The 17355-nt window shown below is 61.6% G+C and carries 22 protein-coding genes; 2 read left to right on the forward strand and 20 right to left on the reverse strand.

All coding sequences use genetic code 11. The features are described from left to right. Window positions 1-123 precede the first annotated feature (123 nt). From U0C82_RS03795 to dnaN, 13 genes are all read right to left on the reverse strand, one after another. On the reverse strand, window positions 124-2457 hold the full coding sequence (locus tag U0C82_RS03795) for a PriCT-2 domain-containing protein (protein ID WP_322185722.1): 2334 nt from the start codon (window positions 2455-2457) through the stop codon (window positions 124-126). Then, a complete protein-coding gene (locus tag U0C82_RS03800; RefSeq protein WP_322185723.1) occupies window positions 2457-3989 on the reverse strand; it encodes a DNA cytosine methyltransferase in 1533 nt (510 codons plus the stop codon). The genes U0C82_RS03795 and U0C82_RS03800 overlap by 1 nt, the downstream gene beginning before the upstream one ends. Further along, window positions 3989-4336 carry a hypothetical protein gene (locus tag U0C82_RS03805; RefSeq protein ID WP_322185724.1) on the reverse strand — a complete coding sequence of 116 codons (348 nt, stop codon included), beginning with the start codon at window positions 4334-4336 and terminating at the stop codon, window positions 3989-3991. The genes U0C82_RS03800 and U0C82_RS03805 overlap by 1 nt, the downstream gene beginning before the upstream one ends. Next, window positions 4320-4751 (reverse strand): hypothetical protein, encoded by a 432-nt coding sequence (locus U0C82_RS03810; protein WP_322185725.1) that lies wholly within the window; start codon window positions 4749-4751, stop codon window positions 4320-4322. The genes U0C82_RS03805 and U0C82_RS03810 overlap by 17 nt, the downstream gene beginning before the upstream one ends. Further along, entirely contained in the window at window positions 4732-5139 is a 408-nt protein-coding gene (locus tag U0C82_RS03815; RefSeq protein WP_322185726.1) for a helix-turn-helix domain-containing protein, read from the reverse strand. The genes U0C82_RS03810 and U0C82_RS03815 overlap by 20 nt, the downstream gene beginning before the upstream one ends. Continuing rightward, window positions 5139-5348: a hypothetical protein gene (locus U0C82_RS03820; protein WP_322185727.1), complete on the reverse strand. Its 210-nt coding sequence runs from the start codon at window positions 5346-5348 to the stop codon at window positions 5139-5141. The genes U0C82_RS03815 and U0C82_RS03820 overlap by 1 nt, the downstream gene beginning before the upstream one ends. Continuing rightward, a complete protein-coding gene (locus tag U0C82_RS03825) occupies window positions 5348-6055 on the reverse strand; it encodes a hypothetical protein (protein WP_322185728.1) in 708 nt (235 codons plus the stop codon). The genes U0C82_RS03820 and U0C82_RS03825 overlap by 1 nt, the downstream gene beginning before the upstream one ends. Then, window positions 6052-7695, reverse strand: coding sequence for a DEAD/DEAH box helicase (locus U0C82_RS03830; RefSeq protein WP_322185729.1), 1644 nt, complete (start codon window positions 7693-7695; stop codon window positions 6052-6054). Before U0C82_RS03830 ends, U0C82_RS03825 begins: the two co-directional genes overlap by 4 nt. Continuing rightward, window positions 7692-7883 carry a hypothetical protein gene (locus tag U0C82_RS03835; RefSeq protein WP_322185730.1) on the reverse strand — a complete coding sequence of 64 codons (192 nt, stop codon included), beginning with the start codon at window positions 7881-7883 and terminating at the stop codon, window positions 7692-7694. Before U0C82_RS03835 ends, U0C82_RS03830 begins: the two co-directional genes overlap by 4 nt. Continuing rightward, window positions 7880-8287 carry a hypothetical protein gene (locus U0C82_RS03840; RefSeq protein WP_322185731.1) on the reverse strand — a complete coding sequence of 136 codons (408 nt, stop codon included), beginning with the start codon at window positions 8285-8287 and terminating at the stop codon, window positions 7880-7882. The genes U0C82_RS03835 and U0C82_RS03840 overlap by 4 nt, the downstream gene beginning before the upstream one ends. Beyond that, window positions 8284-9207: a DNA-methyltransferase gene (locus U0C82_RS03845; RefSeq protein WP_322185972.1), complete on the reverse strand. Its 924-nt coding sequence runs from the start codon at window positions 9205-9207 to the stop codon at window positions 8284-8286. Before U0C82_RS03845 ends, U0C82_RS03840 begins: the two co-directional genes overlap by 4 nt. A 62-nt stretch (window positions 9208-9269) precedes the next feature. Beyond that, complete coding sequence (locus U0C82_RS03850) at window positions 9270-10838, reverse strand: helicase-related protein (RefSeq protein WP_322185732.1); 1569 nt, start codon at window positions 10836-10838, stop codon at window positions 9270-9272. Further along, on the reverse strand, window positions 10838-11995 hold the full coding sequence (gene dnaN / locus U0C82_RS03855; protein WP_322185733.1) for a DNA polymerase III subunit beta: 1158 nt from the start codon (window positions 11993-11995) through the stop codon (window positions 10838-10840). Before dnaN ends, U0C82_RS03850 begins: the two co-directional genes overlap by 1 nt. Before the next feature lie 17 nt (window positions 11996-12012). Here dnaN and U0C82_RS03860 point away from each other — a divergent pair, with 17 nt between their 5' ends. Beyond that, complete coding sequence (locus tag U0C82_RS03860; protein ID WP_322185734.1) at window positions 12013-12234, forward strand: hypothetical protein; 222 nt, start codon at window positions 12013-12015, stop codon at window positions 12232-12234. Between the two features lie 11 nt (window positions 12235-12245). Here U0C82_RS03860 and U0C82_RS03865 read toward each other — a convergent pair whose 3' ends face one another. The 7 genes from U0C82_RS03865 to U0C82_RS18925 all read right to left on the reverse strand — a co-directional run bounded on the left by U0C82_RS03865 (window position 12246) and on the right by U0C82_RS18925 (window position 16677). Then, complete coding sequence (locus tag U0C82_RS03865) at window positions 12246-12656, reverse strand: Arc family DNA-binding protein (RefSeq protein ID WP_322185735.1); 411 nt, start codon at window positions 12654-12656, stop codon at window positions 12246-12248. Beyond that, window positions 12656-13621, reverse strand: a complete 966-nt coding sequence (locus U0C82_RS03870) for a hypothetical protein (RefSeq protein WP_322185736.1) — start codon at window positions 13619-13621, stop codon at window positions 12656-12658. The genes U0C82_RS03865 and U0C82_RS03870 overlap by 1 nt, the downstream gene beginning before the upstream one ends. Window positions 13622-13759: 138 nt before the next feature. Beyond that, on the reverse strand, window positions 13760-14332 hold the full coding sequence (locus U0C82_RS03875; RefSeq protein ID WP_322185737.1) for a DUF669 domain-containing protein: 573 nt from the start codon (window positions 14330-14332) through the stop codon (window positions 13760-13762). A 12-nt stretch (window positions 14333-14344) separates the two neighbouring features. Further along, window positions 14345-15166, reverse strand: a complete 822-nt coding sequence (locus tag U0C82_RS03880; RefSeq protein ID WP_322185738.1) for an ATP-binding protein — start codon at window positions 15164-15166, stop codon at window positions 14345-14347. Next, entirely contained in the window at window positions 15147-15692 is a 546-nt protein-coding gene (locus U0C82_RS03885; RefSeq protein WP_322185739.1) for a RusA family crossover junction endodeoxyribonuclease, read from the reverse strand. The genes U0C82_RS03880 and U0C82_RS03885 overlap by 20 nt, the downstream gene beginning before the upstream one ends. A gap of 12 nt (window positions 15693-15704) precedes the next feature. Further along, the gene (locus U0C82_RS03890; protein WP_322185740.1) at window positions 15705-16142 is read right to left on the reverse strand and encodes a hypothetical protein; all 438 of its coding nucleotides are present in this window, start codon (window positions 16140-16142) and stop codon (window positions 15705-15707) included. A gap of 334 nt (window positions 16143-16476) precedes the next feature. Next, a complete protein-coding gene (locus U0C82_RS18925) occupies window positions 16477-16677 on the reverse strand; it encodes a helix-turn-helix transcriptional regulator (RefSeq protein ID WP_416186609.1) in 201 nt (66 codons plus the stop codon). A gap of 56 nt (window positions 16678-16733) precedes the next feature. Between U0C82_RS18925 and U0C82_RS03895 the strand changes: the two genes are divergently transcribed. Next, window positions 16734-17354, forward strand: coding sequence for a LexA family protein (locus tag U0C82_RS03895; protein ID WP_322185741.1), 621 nt, complete (start codon window positions 16734-16736; stop codon window positions 17352-17354). Window position 17355 lies beyond the last annotated feature (1 nt).

The following is a 17355-nucleotide window of genomic DNA, read 5'->3' on the forward strand; positions in this document are numbered from 1 at the left end:
TTTGAGCCTAACCAAGTGGCAACTCAAGTGGCACCGACTGGAGCCACTTGCTATCGGTCAAGTGGCTCAAGTGGCACCAAGCGGCACCGCAAGAGGCACCAAAGAAAAACGGCCCGAAGGCCGCTAATTTCCAGTCAGGTACCACCGCTTTGGATGCCCTCCGTCATCGCGCTTTATCTCATCGACGGTGATGACGCCGCTGTCCGCCATGTGCGTCAGCAAGTCCTTCAGGTCCCGGCTGCGCATGTGCTTCATGCTCCGATAGATCGCTCGATATTCAAGCCTCCCGCCCTTCTCTCGGATCATGCGAGCAATCTTCTGCCAGTTCGCCTCCTGGTCATTCTCAGCCATGAAATCGGCCGCCCCTGCAATCATCGTGTCCGCGGATCGGCTTGCCAGCGTCATTCCATATTGCAGGTCTTCGAGATCAACCGTCTCAGACCCCCTTCCGATGGCAACGATGGTCGCAATTCGAACTGCCATCTCCGCCGTTCTGCCTCGAAGATCGGCCTGCGCCGGGTCGTCGGACATCAGGTCCTCAACCTGTTTCCTGTATTTTTTCCAAGCATCGCCGGCACCTTGTCCCCATGTCATATTCACCATGGAATCGGGGGCGGTCGTGGGGTCGAAATCAGCATTGTTCCGCTGGGATGCGTGCATCGTCCCCGATGCATTGTAGATGTCTTTGATTTGATCAATCAGCGATTTTGGGACGAGATCCCTTTGCGCTTGAGGATCGACGAATTTCGGCCGCCGCTCACCCTCCACGATCAGAAATCGATTGAGCGTTCCGTCGGCAACCGCCCCGTTCTCGAGCGCGGTATAGAATTGTTCGTGCGTAGACGCCCCGAACAGCGACAGGTGCGGCGCCGAAAGCGCTATACCCTCTCTGTCGGCCCATTCCGCCGTTCTCGCCTGGTCGAAGTTTGCACCCCACAAGCTCCTCAGAACCTTGGGGATTGCTCGGGCATGAATGGACCCCTTACGATCGAACACCCGGCGCATGAAGTCGCCGAACTCGTCCATGGGGGCGAGAACCAAAGCCCTGCGCGTCATCAAGTTGACGACCGACGAGAACGACATGAACTCGTCCGGCCCCAGATGATGACCAAGCGCCGCGGCATTCATGATGCGGCCGATTTGCTTGAGCGGCGTGTCCTTGCCCTGTGCGGTTGGGGCCAAGGCCAGAGCATAGAGCGCTGTTCCACCTCCCTCTGGACCTCGGAATTGACGGCCCGCCACGCACCCCACGACCGTAATTGCGGCAACGATCGAGATGGCTGGCTGAGGCTTGGTCGCCGTGGAAACGATCCATTTGGCGATATCCCCCACGAGGCCGGGTGGATAATCAAGCTTCGTCTGAGCAGGTGGATCCGTCTCCGTCGATGGATCATCGATCACCACCCCGTCCTGATCGACCAACGTCCCGTCATCGGTTTCTGTCAGATACCGAACGGGCGCCATGCCGACTGCTCGCGGCGCCTTGATCGTCCGCGCCACCTCCCGGCCGTGCATCACCATTGCCGCCCACTCCGGGTCTTCCGGCATATGGGCGATGCGAATGGCCGACAGATCGGCGCCGTTGTCTCTAGCGAGAGCCGCAAGGGTCGCGCCGGTGACGCCGGTCGACCTGAACGACGCCCACTTCTTCTCGACCTCGCCCGGCTTGTATTTCGAGCCCATGCGGCTCCAGTTGTCGGCGATCGCCAGCCCCTCGGCGGATCCTCCCGTCGCGGCGTGAACGGCCATCAGCGCGTTCAGCCAATCGTCATAGGGGCTGTCGGCCGGGATGGCGCTCAACAGATGGTCGATCTCGGAAAGACCCGTCGGGGAATTGGCCGTGTACTCGCCGAGGCGCAAGGGGATGACGTCGCGCGCCTGGTCGGCGCTGCCGATGACCTCGGACGCCGCCGCCAGAAACGCCCCTACCTGATCCTCGGTCACTTCCGTCAGCTCGTCAGCCGGCCAATCCTCGAGCGCCCGGTCCCATTGCAGGTCGACGCCGCTCGGGTGTTTGCCGTAGGCGACGAACTGCTGTCCCTTGCCCAGCACCTCGACCTTGCCCATCGCGCCCTTGATCGAACGCTTGCCCGGCTCCCCCTGGGCGGCCCGGTAGACCATCAGCCGGCGGCCGCTGTTCTCGCGGTGCCGGGTTGGCGCTCGCCCGAGCATTTCGCCGGCCATGCGCAACAGACGATCGGAGACGGATTGGTCGTCGACGTCGAGATCGATGACACGATATCCGTTCGCCATGACGCCGGTGTTCATGGCGTCCCCATCCGGCGCGCGCTTGACGCAAGTCGGCGGATCCAGAAGCGCCTCGCGCTGCCATGCGAACCCCTTGGGCTGCTTGCCCGGCGAGTTCACCCGCGCGTCGATATTATAGACGGCGAGAGGCCGGTAGCCCGACCTCCAGAGCGCTTCGCGCTGCGATGTGATGTCCTCTGCCGCACTCATCACGCTGCCCTCTCTCGTTCAATTTCAGACGCGATGCGCTCGACCATTTCGATCCGCTGACCAATCCAAGCCATGCAGTTCACCGCCATGGAATTTCCGAGGGCCTTGTACCGTGGCCCGTCCGCAGCAGGCTTGCCGTTGCGCAAGATCGCCGTGTAGCCGTCCTTAAATCCCTGAAGTCTTTCACACTCGGTTGGGGTCAGGCGGCGCACCGCCCATCCAGCGGACACTGCCTGCACTTCGGCGCGAGCCTCGAGCGTGTAGGAAATGCCTTCTTGCACACCGACCCCATCAGGGCCGCTGGAAGGGTTCTCACGGAAGGCCCCGGCTTGAATGGCATGTGCGACCGAATGCGCAGCACCGGCGTCAAGCGTCGGGGCGTGTTCCTCGTAGACGTTGAAACCGGTATCCCGCAGGCTGACGCGGCCTTCGGCGTCGGTGCTTGGCGTCTTGGCCTCACCCGACCGGGAAGCGTCACTGCGAAGGCCGTAGGCGATGGCTTGCGCCTGCGGCGAAGAAGATCCCAATGGTCCAGATCGGTCGAAGGTGACTTCCGGATCCTCGCGCGAGTTGAAGGCTATGGCCCCCACGCCGATGCCAGCCCGGCCCCCATTGGGCGTCAGGACCGCGTTGGCAGTACCATCTTGTCGGTATTCGAGATCGTGCCCGCCATTGCGGCCCCGGATGGCGAGGGTACAAGGATGCTCGACGGGGACAATCGGCGTCCCGCGCCCCGTCCCGTCCTCGCTGGCGTCAAACCCTTCCCCTCGCAGGGAATGGGCAATCATCGTCTCAGTTTCGTAATCCTGCCGACCCATGCCGCCTGCGTTCAGGCAATGTGCCACATTGCCTGTCGAGGAAATCAGCCCTCCGTCGCAGTCGAAATCGGTTCCAAGTCCGCCACCGCCTGTAGGGCGAGCGCTAATTGTGGGGGCAACGACTTGCCCCGCTTTTCGGCGCGGCGCAGTATGCCCGAACACGCTTTCGGGCTCAGAAAGAACCGCTGCGGCACGTCGCCAGTCTCCAAGATATCCGACAACGAACACACGCCGTCGTCTTTGCGGGACGGCCCTCTCCAGCCCGTCCACTCGGACATACTGCGCGTCCAGCACTCTGTAGCACCACCCGTACCCCAGTTGCCCCAAGCCTGCGAGAAAGGCTCCAAAATCCCTTCCTCCGTCAGATGACAGGACGCCAGGGACATTCTCCCAGACGACATAGCGAGGCCGGTATCGATCAGCGATTGCAAGGTAGGTAAGGGCGAGGTTTCCCCGAGGGTCAGCAAGCCCCTTACGAAGTCCGGCGACGGAGAACGACTGGCAGGGCGTTCCTCCAACGAGAATATCGATAGTTGCATCGGGCCAATCCTTGAACTTGGTCATGTCGCCGAGGTTCGGCACATCGGGGTAATGGTGGGCGAGAACTTCGGACGGGAACTTCTCGATCTCGGACAGAAAAGCCGCCTTCCAGCCAAGCGGCCCCCAGGCGACGGATGCGGCTTCGATACCGCTGCACACAGAACCGTAGATCATCAGAATGGTGCCTCGTTCTTCAGCCGGCCCTTCATGGCCTCGTGATATTCGGAGAAGACAGACGCCATCGCTTCTTCGAACTCGGTTTGATCGAACTCGCGAAAGTCCGTCTTGCCGATCCGGTCGCAATAGCGTTCGAGGGCATGGCCGGCGTCAGCGTGCGCCAGTCGCTCGATGCGGTTGAATTCGTCGTTCGGCATCTCGTATGTCTCTCTTGCAACCTGGATGCATTCCGGATCCTCGCAGACCCATGCGATGGGGCGCTTCGCCCCTTTCGGAGCGTAGCCGTACCCTTGCGCGTAGCGTGCGCAGACGGCGCACACGGCCTCGTCAAAGCGATGGGGCATCGCAGCCTCCCTCTCTGGCGACATCCAGTGCATCGGCGTGCGAAAGGTGATCTTCGTCCAGAGCGGCCCGATAGACTTCGACCTGATTGGGCTTCAGGCGCTTGACCGCTTTGACGCTCATCTGATCGGCGCCGATCGACCGCAAAAGGTTTGATATTTGCGACGGAACGACGCCCATATCGGTCGCGATCTCGCGCAGGAGATGATTGTTCGCCCGCGCCATGACGATCTCGAACATGGGCTGACGAAGCCTGCGATTGTCCCTGATCTTGGCGTTTCCACTGATCAAGACATTTCGGATGCCGGGAACCGACATTTCATAACGGGCGGCCAGCGCCCGCATGGATTTGCCCGACGCATAGTCGGCCAGTATGGCGGCGTTCCGGGCCGATCGGTCAGCGAAGTGGACGGACATATCGACCCCCTTTCGCGCGACGGATGGGATATCGGATGATCCCGCTCCAGACCGTTGTGTGATCTTTTCGGCCGCAATATTCCGCGATCTGGCGCAGGCTTTTGTCCGTCAGGCGAACCGCCCAATAGAAAAACGCATGACGCGCCAGGCAAACGCGCTGGTTCGATGTCGGCCCCTTCATCTCCTGGACTGAAACGCCGGTCTCCCGGCATATCCGAAGCATGATTTTGCACATGGTCGGACGGTGCGGTGCGAGCGGGTGAAATTCCGAAAACCGATCTTCCGGGTTTGGCTCCGGATCCAGTTCCGGTTCCTCGTGCCGCTCGATCGCAAGTCTGGCGCGATGGATAGATCGATTGGTGAAAGACGAATAAGCCGCAATTCCCATCACGCGCCTCCCTTCCGAACGTGATCCGGCCAGCCGCCGCGCTCATCGCGGGTGGCGATGCTCGCCCTGCCGATCCCGGCGTTCACGAGGTTTCGAGCCGTGTACCGATCGGGCCGGTTGTCGAAGACCAGATCGGCGATGGTCGAGACGGACATGCCTTCGCGGTAGAGCCGCAGGCACCATTCGTCTTTCAAGTTTGGCTCGTTCATCACGCGGCCCTCTCTTGATGATTTTTCAAGTGAGCTTCCCACGCCGCCAAGTCGCCGTTGCAAACTGATGCGCGGGGCGCTTCACCAAGCTTGTGAAATCCGAACGTGCCGTACCCAATCTTGCGTCCGGGGAAATCAAACGGCACCGTCGCTTGCTCGGTAACCCAAGGTTCGTCGGCACCTTTGCGCGTCACGTAGGCGTGCGCCCGCCCGTTCCATTTCTTGGCGTCGATTGGCGCGCACCAAACACCCGGCAAGGCCGCCAAGGCTTGGCGCCTCATGTCAGCAAGCGCTGCACTTTCAGCGGCTTTGCGCGAAGCGCGCATGGCTATGTCGTCCGCCCGGCATTTGGCGCAACAGTAAGTGTAGCCATCCCCCGCGCCGATCACACCGCGCCAGTCGAGTTTGTGCTCCCACATGGCGTCGCTATCAATGCGCATGCCGCAGCCGGCGCAATCGAACCACCACCCCTCAGCCACCATGGCAGAATGAGGTACGGGGCCGGGCGCATAACGGTCCGCCCACCGGGTCCGGCAGGCTTCAAGGTAATAGGCTTCGCCATAATCCAGACGTGCGCCTTTCCTTATCGCATCCGCCCTGGCGCGTTCGCTACGGTATCGCGTGAACACGATGCCTCCCGTGCGATCGTCCGTTTCCTGCACCGTCCACGCAAGCGGCGGCTTTTTGTGCCTTGGCTTTTTCATCACGCGGCCCTCTCTTGCTGTTCGTTGAAGGATCGACCGACGACATCGAAATATCGCGGGTTGTGCTTGGCCGGCTTGACGGTGACGCTGGACGGTGTGGCGAGCTCGTTGCGGCGCTCGATCGCCTCGACCGTCGTCTTCGGCGGCGGCATGGATCCGCCATGCATCGCCCACCATGACGCGGCCTTCTCACCGGCATATCCGCCGTGCTCGGGGCAGACCCATTCGGAATAGGTCGCAAGACCGGCGACGTAGGTGACGCGGATCGAGTCCGGCGACCCTTCCTTCTTCCACTTCTTCCAGTCCCACCGGACGACAGGAATGGCCTGGGGCGGCACCTTTTCAGACGACAGGATGCCAGTGGTGGCGTCCGCTTCGGCGTCGTGCCGCGGCGCAAGCTGCGCCGGCTCCCAGACGTGGCCACAGTCCGGGCACTCCATGACCGAGATCGAGACTATGGTGTCGCACTGCGGGCATTCCTTGGCGGGGAACCCGTCCTCGTCCTTGTCGTCCGCGCTCGGCACCGAAGCCTTCTTCGAAAGCACCGAAACGTCGTCCACCGGGCCGTGCATCCGGATGACGGATGCGAAATCAAGGATCAGGGCATTCTCCTTGCCCGGTGCGGTGCGGAAGCCCCGCCCTACCTGCTGGACGTACATGCCCGTCGATCGCGTGCCGCGCATCAGGGCGACCATATCGACGTGCGGGACGTTGAAGCCGATCGACAGGACGTTGACGGACGTCAGGCATCGGATCTCGCCGCGGCGAAACCGCTCGATCGCGCTCTCGCGCTCGCCCTTGCTCAATTCGCCATGGACGGCCTCGGCCGTCAGGCCATGCTTTCGGATCTCGTCCCGCACCGCGTGGGCATGCTTTACCGTCGTGCAGAAGGCCAGCCAGGCCCGGCGGTCCTGGCCATAGGCGACAAGCTCCTGAACGGCTCGCTCGACAAGATCGCCCTTCATGGCCGCAGCCTCCATCTCGGAGGCGACGAACTCGCCGGCGCGGGTGTGGACGCCGCGCATGTCGATCTTGGCGGCTGACGCCTTCGAGATCAGCGGCGACAGATAGCCGTCGCGGATCAGGTCGCCGACGTTCGCCTCGTAGACGATCGCGTCGAACATGGCGTCCGGCCCCTCGGCCAGCATGCCGCTGTCCATCCGGTACGGCGTGGCGGTCAGGCCGCAGATCCGCATGTCCTCGGTAATCTCGCCCATGCCGGCAAAGAACTTGCCGTACATGGTCGCGCTATTGCGAGGGATCAGATGGGCCTCGTCGACGATGATCAGGTCTCGGGGGCCGATCTGCCGCGTCTTGTTGTAGACCGACTGGACGCCGCAGAAGAGGATGCGGGAATGGGTGTCGCGCTTGCCGACGCTGGCGCTGTAGATGCCAGCCGGAGCACCAGGCCATAGCCCAATCAGCTCCTTGAAGTTCTGGACGATCAACTCTTTGGAGTGCGTGACGATCGCGATACGAAGCTCGGGGAACTGCGCAAGCAACTCCTCGACCATCTTGGCGATGACGAGCGACTTTCCGGCGCCGGTCGGCAGGACGATCAGCGGTGAGCCGCGCTGCGTGTCCCAATAGTCGTAGAGAGCGTCGAGGCTCTCGCGCTGATAGGGGCGAAGGGTGAGGGTCATGATGCCCTCATCGATCTGGAAATGATGGCACGACGTTCTTCCGAGGTCCGCTTGGGGAACAGATCGCGATTGCGAATGCTCATGCGGATGATGTTGACCCGGTCCACGTCGAGGGCGTCGGCGATTTCGAAGGACGATCGACCGGCCCTCCACATGGCGGAGGCTGTTGCCTTCTGATCTTTCGTCATTTCGAGCCCTCCTTTTCGAGGCGTTCGATCTCTGCAATGCGGATCGCAAGTGCGGCCGCGTAGACCATGACGCCGTGAAGCTCACGGATCGCAGCGCCATATTCACCGCGGCGGATCATGCCATCCGCTTCGTCGGACTTTTTTTCGATCTGGCCCAACGGAAAGCCTACGCCACGCCGCCTCGTGATCGTCATGATGGGCTGATCCGTGAACGGCTTTCCGTCGGCATGGCGCTCGCTGCCCTTGCCTTTGGTGGCCTGATCATATGCAGCCGATAGGGTGCGGCAGAGGTCTTCGTAGCCCTTGACGCCGTACATGGCGGGCAACGGCGCTGGATAGCTGAACCGGGACGATGAAACGTCGATTGGCGGGAAGTCCTTCGCGGTGTTTGGTGCGTCGCTCATTCGGCCGCCTCCACGATCTCGAAGGCGTCCATCTGCCCGCCCTTAACGGCACGGCACCCGCTGACGATGTTCTCGAGGTTCCGGACGGCTTGACGATAATAGCTCGTCTTCAGTTCCGCCCCGATGCCGCGACGGCCCTTAGTGACGGCCGAATAGACCTCCGATCCAACGCCCATGAACGGCGTCAACACGGTTTCTCCGGCGTTGCTGCGCATCTGGACGACGCGGTCGATCACATCTAGCTGGAGCGGGTGAACGTGCTTTTCGTCGTCTGCCTCTCGTCCCTCTTCGTATGGCAGGACGTTGCCCATGCGGATGTCGTCCCAGATTGATGACGCATACCGTCGCCAGATCCAGTGCGAGAACTTGTTCTGCTTCTGATCACCCTCGAAGCCGCGCAGGCGCCGAACATCATTCGGCATCTTGCTGTCGTCGCCGGCATATTCCATGAAGCCAACGGGGTTTGCGACCGGTACCGGGTTCTCGCCCTTCTTCTTGAAAATCAAGAGATAGTCCGCCGATGCCACGCCACATTGCGTGCTGTCGTCCACTGCGGTTTTGTGCGCGAGGTTCTTCTGCATGGTCCGGTTGCGGACCCATAGCGGCTCTTTCCAGATCGCGTGACGCGCAACGAAGTGGAAGCCATGGCGCTGGTGAAGCCGGATGATATCTCCTGGGAAGTCGATGTAGGCGTCCGACCCGGTGTTGCCGGTTGGAACGTCCATGCAGTGGACGGCGGAGCACCGGCCCGGAATGGTGACGCGTGCGATCTGTTCGACCACGTAGGCGTAATGCTCGAAGAACTGATCGTAGTCGCGGCAATTCGAGAGATCGCGCTCGTCGCTCGAATAATTGTAGAGGCCGCCGAATGGCGGGCTGTAGACCGAAAGATGAACGCTCGCTTTTGGAAGCCCGCTCATCACCTCGATGCAGTCGCCATTGTAGATGGCGTAGCTGTCGCTGATGACCTGATCGATGACTTTTACCATGATGGCGCCTCCATTGCGCGATCGAATGCCTTCGCCGTCGAGACGGCCATGGCGTTGTTCATTTCGGAGATGAGGTTGCCGAACATCACTTCGGCCGCGTCCGCTTTGCGGCGCAGGTTGTCCATGACCTTCCGCTCGCCTTCGGTCATGACGACATCGACGGTGACGGGGTTCTTCTGACCGAAGCGCCAGCACCGGCGGACGGCCTGATAATACTGCTCGAAGGAGTGCGACGGGAAATAGACGACGTGAGCGCAGTGCTGGAAATTGAGCCCAAGCGCGCCGATCTTCGGCTTCGTCACAAGGACGCGAATATCCCCGTTGATGAAGTCCATGAACCGGGCTTCCTTCACCTCGTCCTTTTGCGATCCCGATACCTGTTTCGCGCCTGGGATGATTTCCTCGAGTAGATCGGCCTCCTCGTTGAACTGGCACCAGACGATCGCCGGCTTTCCGTGATCGACAAGCGCCGCGGCACGCTCGCACCGCTCCTTGATCGTGCGCTTCTTCTCGTCCCGCTGCTCTGGAAGCGTCGAGGCTGGAAGGCTGAACAGAAGACCATTCGGAAGGCTGTTTGCTTCCACCAGGTGCGAGTTTTCGATCAATGGCGGAAGCTGAAATGCCCCATCATCAAAACCGAGATCAGACGGCCTGCGCATTGCGCGCGACCACGAACAGACCCACTGCCAGAACGGCAGTTCCGCATGGCCCTTGAAGCGCCATTTGGTCGCCTCGCCGTACATTCGTCGTGTCGCGCTGTTGTTCTGATCGTTTTTGAAGAACCGGTTCAGCATGTCCATGTAGCCCGTGTATCCAAGGGCTTCTGAGGACGTTCCGAGTTCGATGTAGTCGTTGGGTGCAGCCGTGGCCGTGGCGAGGAGCCGATACGGCACCTTGCGCATGAACTCGGTGATCTCGGCTTTGCGAGATCCGTCGAAGCTTTTCAGGATCGAGCTTTCGTCGCACACGACGCCGGCGAAGTCGGCCGGATTGAAAGCGCCGAGGCGCTCGTAATTCGTCACGACGATCTTTGCCGGGATCGAGCCATCGGAGGACCGGGCCGCCTGGATGCCGAACTTTTCGGCTTCACGGATGGTTTGGCCGGCCACAGCGAGCGGCGTCAGGACCAGGACCGGTCGGTTGGTGAAACGAACGACGTTCTCCGCCCATGCGAGAAACTGGATCGTCTTTCCGAGCCCGCAGTCCTCGAAGATCGCAGACCGCCCTTTCTCGACCGCATAGCCGATCATGGCCTCCTGAAAATCGAAGGCGCTTTTCGGCATGAACAACGGTTCGAAGCCGTGTTTCGCGCCCTCGTGGGTCTTGGCCTGCAGGAACCTCGTGTAGTCCTCGATGCGGATTGCAGGGGCGCTCGGCTCCACCGCCGCTTCGCCCCGCTTGATCTCGCCCGCGGCAATCATGCGATCGATCTTCCCGCAGATCGCGTTCTTCGTCCGGGCGCCGTGCCCGGCCTCTGTGATCGCTTTCGCGATCTCGCTGTAGCGCGTGCCTGCCCGATGAAGGCTGACGAGCATGGCGGTCGCTTCTGGCGTCCAATCCATCACGCGGCCTCCTTCATCTGGACCGCGCCGCTGTTGACGGCCTGCATGGTTGCCGAGCCCAGGCGGTAGGGCATGACGACAACCAAGCGGCTGTCGTCTTCCGGGTCGAACAGGACCGCCGGAGCCGATTGGTCGTTGAGCGCGATCTCGATTTCGGTGCAGTCGAGGCTCGAGAGCGACGAAACCAGCACCTCGGACTTGAAGCCGATCGTCAGGCTGGCATTGCCGTCCACCTCGATCTCGTCTTCAGCCTCTCCAGTTGAAGAGGACGCCGCGACGAGACGAAGGTTGTCTGGCGTGAAGACCAAGGCGATCTCACGCTCGCCGCCGCCGGCGAACGTCTCGACGCGCCTGATGGACGCGATCAGCGCTTCGCGATCCGTTCGGACCTTGAACGATCCCTCGGCGGGGATCACACGGCGGAAATCGGGATAGCTGGCATCGACGAGGCGGGACGTGAGAGAGAACCCGTCGGCAACGAACTCGGCGAAGCCATCGCCGATCGTCACGTCGACGACCTGCGCCTTGGTGAAGGGTGCAAGCGCCAGAACGAGCGTGTCGGGCAGGATAGACGCCGGAACGTCGTGCGTCCCCTCAGGCATCGGCATGGAGATCGTGGCAAGCTTGCTGCCGTCCGTACCGACCGCCGTCAGCTTGTCGCCCTCGGCCGTCCAGAACACGCCGCGCAGCTGAAACCTGCTTTGATCCTTCGACATGGCGAAGGCGCACGCCGAAATCATGCGATCAAGCTCCGGCCCGGTCATCCGCATGGCCGATCCGCCGACCGCTTCCTTGCGAATGTCGGGGAAGTCGTGGGCCGGCAGGGTCGGCATCTTGACCTTGGATCGACCGCACTTGATCACGGCCTCGCGTTCGCCAACCGACACGGTGACGACGTCGCCGATCTGGCGCTTGAGCGTGGTCGCGAGATTTGCGCACAGGACGCACGTCGCGCCGTGCCCTTCCTGCGTTTCGGCTCGCGACGTTGCGATGCCGCGCCGCTGAAGGTCGGTCGCCGTGACATGCAACGTGCCGTCCTCGGCGAGGTCGATCAGGACATGCGACAGGACGGGGATGGTCGCCTTCGGTGGCGCGATCTTCTCGACGCGCTCGACGGCTGCCAGGAAGTCGGCTCTTGGGATGGTGAAATCGAACATCAGACAAGGCTCCGCTGTTGCTGCCGATCGGCAGTCAGGCGCTTGACGGTGGATGGGTGGATGGTGTCCGGCGCGATGCGGCGCAGGAGATCAAGGGCGTCGTCTGTTGCGCCCTCGACGATCAGGCGTGCGAGGCGGTCGGTGTCGTCTGGTGTGATTACCGTTGGCGCTTTCAGTTGCGCCAAGAAAGCCGAGCAAAAATTACGATCTACCAGATGAAAGAGTTCGTCTTCGAATAGATCTCGGCACATCACGCCTGCCCTCCATTTAGAAGAGCGTCGAGCTTGGCTTCGATCCGGGCCAGCCGGTCGTCTTCGCCGTTCAGCGCGGTCGCGAGGATTGCGACGATCTCGGAATTGACGGATCGAGCGTTTGAGCCAGCACGCTTTTTGATCGCTTCGCGCATTCCATCGGGCACGCGAAGCATGATCTGATCGTATTTTCGTCCGGCTTGTATATTTTCAGTCATCGGCGGGGTCTCCGGCTCGCTCATGGTTTCACCGAAGCTCGCCAGAAGACGGGCCACGATCTCGCTGTTCATGCTGCGGTGATTGCTGGCGGCGGCCTCTTTCAGGCGGTCGCGGAGCGTGTTCGGAAAGCGTGCTTGCGCTTTTGACCCGTCAGGAAATCGGACAGCCAAAGGGAATTGTTCTTCGGCCATCACGCCGCCTCCTGCGCGATGCCATCGACCCACTGCGAGCCGTCCGGCATTTCGTAGGTGACGGACGAGCCGTCAGGCGAGACGTCGGTTTGCTTGCCCGGGACCAGTTCGGGAATGAACAGGTGCTCGCCGCAGCCGGCTTCCTGGTCCGCGACCGTCAGGATCGCGCCATGCTTTTCGCACTGCCATTCCGCATCGCCGCCCATGGCGGGCGTCGAGTGCAGGCAGGTCCGACAAGAGCGGGGCGCGAACACCTCGCCTCCGCAGACTGCCTTGGCCTTGCAGAACCGGCAGGCGCGAGCGCTTCGGTCATCCGAGATCGGTTCGGGCGGGCGGATAGCCTTCAGCACCCGTTCTGCCTTGACCATCAGCCGGATGGCTTCAGTCTCGTCGTATCGAATGCGCACGTCGGAGCCGGCGTATAGCTCGTCGGTGTCCTTGTTCACGGCGTAGTAGAAGAACCGATGGATGCCGGAACAGTGCATTTCGCTCTGCGCCTGGGCGAGGTGTTCGGGCTTCGCTACCGAAATGCCGTTCTTCTTCAATTCCTTGAAGTTCTTGTCGTTCAGCGTTTTTATGCCGATGATGTGCTCGGTCTTCGGCCTTTCGACAAAACCCGTCCCGCGACCGTCGATCTTGACGACGAAATGGCCGTCGAGTTCGGTGAAGGTCCATTGATCGCCGGTCTCGGGATCAACGTCGGAGAGCTTTATCCCGGCGTTTTGAAGCTCGCGCATGGCGCGCGGCTCGCGCAGATGACCGGTCTCGAACAGGCGCAGCATGCGCCCGGCGTGGCGTTCCGGTTCGTAGCACCAGCGGAACTGGAACCAGATCTCGCGCTCGCACTTCTTTCCGATCATCGAACCTGACAGGCGGCGTTGCTGGCGCGGGCGCTGGCGATCCTCCAAGGCGGCATCGATCGCGGCGATGGTTGGGGATGTGAGGTTTTGAGAGAGGGCGACCATCAGCTTGGCCCCCGGCCCTTTTCAGGGCGCACTTGTTCTGTCATCGCTGATTATCCTTCGAGCGACGTTGAAAGACGTGGGTTCGTTGGGGTGCCGGGCGGGGGTGTGTTTGGCGACTATGCCCGCCCGGCCGCTATGCTACCCGGCGCGCCGCGCCCATCCGCCGCCGGCAGGGGCCGAAGCTGTCTGCGGTGCGGACTGCGCGGCAGGCTTTGATTGCTGACGCGGTGCCGCGCTGGCGCTCTGGCCGTTCCAGGGCTTCACGCCCTTGACCTCGTTGCGCAGTGGGTACGGCTCGCCGGTGTTCGGGTTGATCTTCGGCTTGCTGGTGTTCGGATCAATCTGCGGCTTCTGGAAGCCCACCGAGATCTCGCACGGGATGTTGTGCAGTTCCTCGGTGTTCGCAGGCGCGAGCCGGCCCACGGCATGGCAGACGGCCGACAGGTTGCGTGAAGCGATCTCGCGCGTTTTGTCGCCCTTCTCGCCTGGCACCGTGTAATTGTGGAGGATGTCCTGGAAGACGATCCGACCTTCACAGGCGCCCGTCTGGATCTTCCACTGGAACGTGAGCTTCGTCCCCTTATCCCCATTGCTGCCGATTTCCTTCTCTTCTGAAGCAACTATCTCGGCGTGGTATTTGCCTTCCGGCAGGGCTTCGTATTCCTGGGTTGGCTCGTAATCGTTGGCGTTGAAGCCTGAAATGTCGACCATGGTCGTTGATCCTTATGCGGCGTTCTTGATGGGTTCGGCGTTCGCGTCGGCGTCAGCCGGCGCCGGTAGATATTGGGACAGGGCCGCAAAGCCCTCGCCTCGATTGAACATCAGCTCGGCCGGGATGCCGTAGCGGTTCTTCGCAACGAACGCCGGCTTGCCGACGGCGTGGATCTTGATCGTCGAGGCCGAGCCCTCGGCTCGAGCGCGCTTCTGGTTGAAGCCCTTGCCGTCCTCGACCTTCATGTTCACCGGCTTCTTGAGAAGCAGGATCGCATCCAGATCGCGGGTAAGCTGGCCGTTGAGCTGCTTGTGCATGTCGATCTCGTAGCGATCGTATGCCTGGGTCTCGGGATCGTTGAACGTCGTCACCACCGAATGCGCGATGAGGACGATCGACATGCCGCGATCGCGCCGAAGCGCATCGCATCCGTCCTGGAACTCGCGCAGAACCGGCTTGGCGTTGGCGTAGCCCTTGCCGTATCCGAAGTCCTCGATCCGGGCCTTGGGATTGCCGTGTTCGTCGCCGCGACGGCAGACTTCAGCGAAGATGTGCGCCTGAAGGGCCGTCACGCTGTCGACGACAAGCGTCTTGTGGTCGTGCTCGCCGTCGTAGAGCGCCGTCATGGCCTCGATGACCGAGTTGAAATCGGGCAGGAAGCCGAACGAATTGAGTTCGACCTCTCCGGGTGTGCCCTCTTCGCACTGAAGAAAGACTGCGCTCGGGAATTCACTCGCGAGCGTCGTCTTGCCGACGCCCTCGTTGCCGTAAATGAGGATGCGGGGCGGCTTGTCCGCTCGCATCGTTCGAAGATCAGACAGCTGAATCGCCATGATCGTCGTCTCCTTGTTCAAAAGGCGCCGGCAAAATCCACGAAGCGCTGGCACCGTTGGCGGCAACGTGGAGGGTCGCATCCGTCGCGCCTGGCGCAGCGGTGCGAATTTCGACGTGACAGTTCGCGCCGGCCATCGGGAGCCAGGCAGCGGAGAACGCGATAACGCGGCTGTCGTCGGTGATTGTCCCGGCCGTGACGATCGCGTCGAAGGCCGGCTTGATCCTGTTGTCCAGATCGGCGCTGTCGCTCATGCGTTCGACGCCGATGTTGATGATCACGTTGCCGGGCATCGTCCCGACCTTCTGACGCCGAATGGCTGCGACGGCTTCGCGCCTCCAGTCGTCATATTTGCTCGTCTTGACCCTGCCCCTGCCTTTCACGTTGCGGAACAGCTTGTTCACGCTCGGCGGGGTCGGGATGATGAAGGACACCGGGGGAAACGGGGAGGATTGGGAGGCGCCTCCCCCGGTGGTTGGCCTGCGCACCACCGCAGGCAACTCGGAATTGTTCGTGTCGACGATCACGGGCATTGCTCCTTATCGTCCCGCTCGGCGTACCGGCGCCGCGGACGACGGAACATCCGGACGATCCAGTAGACGGCCGCCTTCGTTGCCGCGCGGGCCGCTTTCCAGATCAACCTCATGCAAAAGCTCCTTCGTCGCCGCATCGTAATGGTCGGCAATCGCGTCCATCCGGGCGCATTCGAGTTCGTAGGCATTCCGGATAGCGCGGTAGGCTGCACCGGAAACGTCCGTCATGGTCTCCCATCGCTGCCACAGCCGCTTCGCGTAGCTCGGTTCGAGACCGATTTTTCTGGCCTTCCGATCGCGCGCCGCCGTCCATGTGTCGGCGGGTCCGCGATGCTCGCGCTTCATCAGCTCCTCGAGCATGTTCCGGGCTTCAAAGGCGACCGCATCGCTCATTTTGCCCTCGGCACGCTTGGTGTCGCGCACGACACTTCTGATGTCGGACATGCACTCTTCTCCGTGTCAGATTGATCGACATGGAGAAGGCGGCGAACACGGAGAGAAACAGCACGGATGCCATCAGCAAGAGGCCCACCATGAACGGGTGCGACGGGCCGAAACACATCGGAGAGATCGCGGAAACGATCGTCAACGAAATCAGAAAGCGAAGGGCGGACGGCGAAAGCCGGGCCGCTCTGACGCTGTTGAGGAAATGAAAAAACGAACACGGCTCAATACCAGTCGCGGTCGTCGTCGAAGAACGACGGATCGTCCTCGTCGCGGATGCCGATGATGGTGAACACGATGCAGATGCAGGCGGCGAATAGACAAAGCGCGACGATCATGCTGCGGCCTCTCGATCGAAGAACGAGTTGATGGTCACAATCCCCCCGGTCGCATCAACAATCTTCCGGATCGTCTCTATGCGCGGCGTTCGCTCACGCCGAATGATCCGAGTGATTGTGGACGCCGGAACTCCGACCTCAGCCGCGAAAGCGGCTGTCGTCTTGTTCTCGCGAGTGAGGAATTGTTCGAGTGTCATGCACGCAGTTATTTGCCATATGGCAAGTTAAGTCAAGCGGGATTTGCCAACTGGCTATGGAGAATTTTCACCTCACCGATCAAACTTGCCAGATGGGCGCACTTTTAATCCGTGATTTTCGTGAGGCGGCACACCTCACACTGGAAGCTTTGGCCGGCGATGCGGAAATTTCAGTTTCGCAGCTTTCCCGCATTGAACGCGACGAGCGCGTTGCTAGAATAGACGAGCTTCAACGGATCGCTGGCAGGCTCAAGGTTTCCGTTGGAGCCCTAGTAGGCGAACCCACCCCTACCCTCGTCCCGCTCGTGACGTGGATCAGCGCCGGGACCATGACGAAAGCCGACGGCGTCATGCCTTCAAAAATCGAGCGCCACGTCCCGGTAGCCAATCTCGGCCGAGGCGATTGGATCGCGCTTGAGGTGATGGGCGATTCCATGAACCGGATTGCACCGGAAGGCTCGGTCATCATCGTGAACCGGGCAGACGAAACGCTCGTCAGCGATCGGTTTTACGTTTTCGCCTTGGAGGATGGATCGGCGACGTTCAAGCAATGGAGGCGGGAGCCGCGCCCCATGCTGAGGCCCTATTCGACAAACCTCGACCACTTGGCGATCCCTGCCGATGTGGATGATGTGTATGTCGTCGGAAGGGTTCGGAAAGTCGTGACGGACATATGAC

The sequence above is a fragment of the Fulvimarina uroteuthidis genome (assembly GCF_034321785.1).
GTDB lineage: Bacteria > Pseudomonadota > Alphaproteobacteria > Rhizobiales > Rhizobiaceae > Fulvimarina > Fulvimarina uroteuthidis.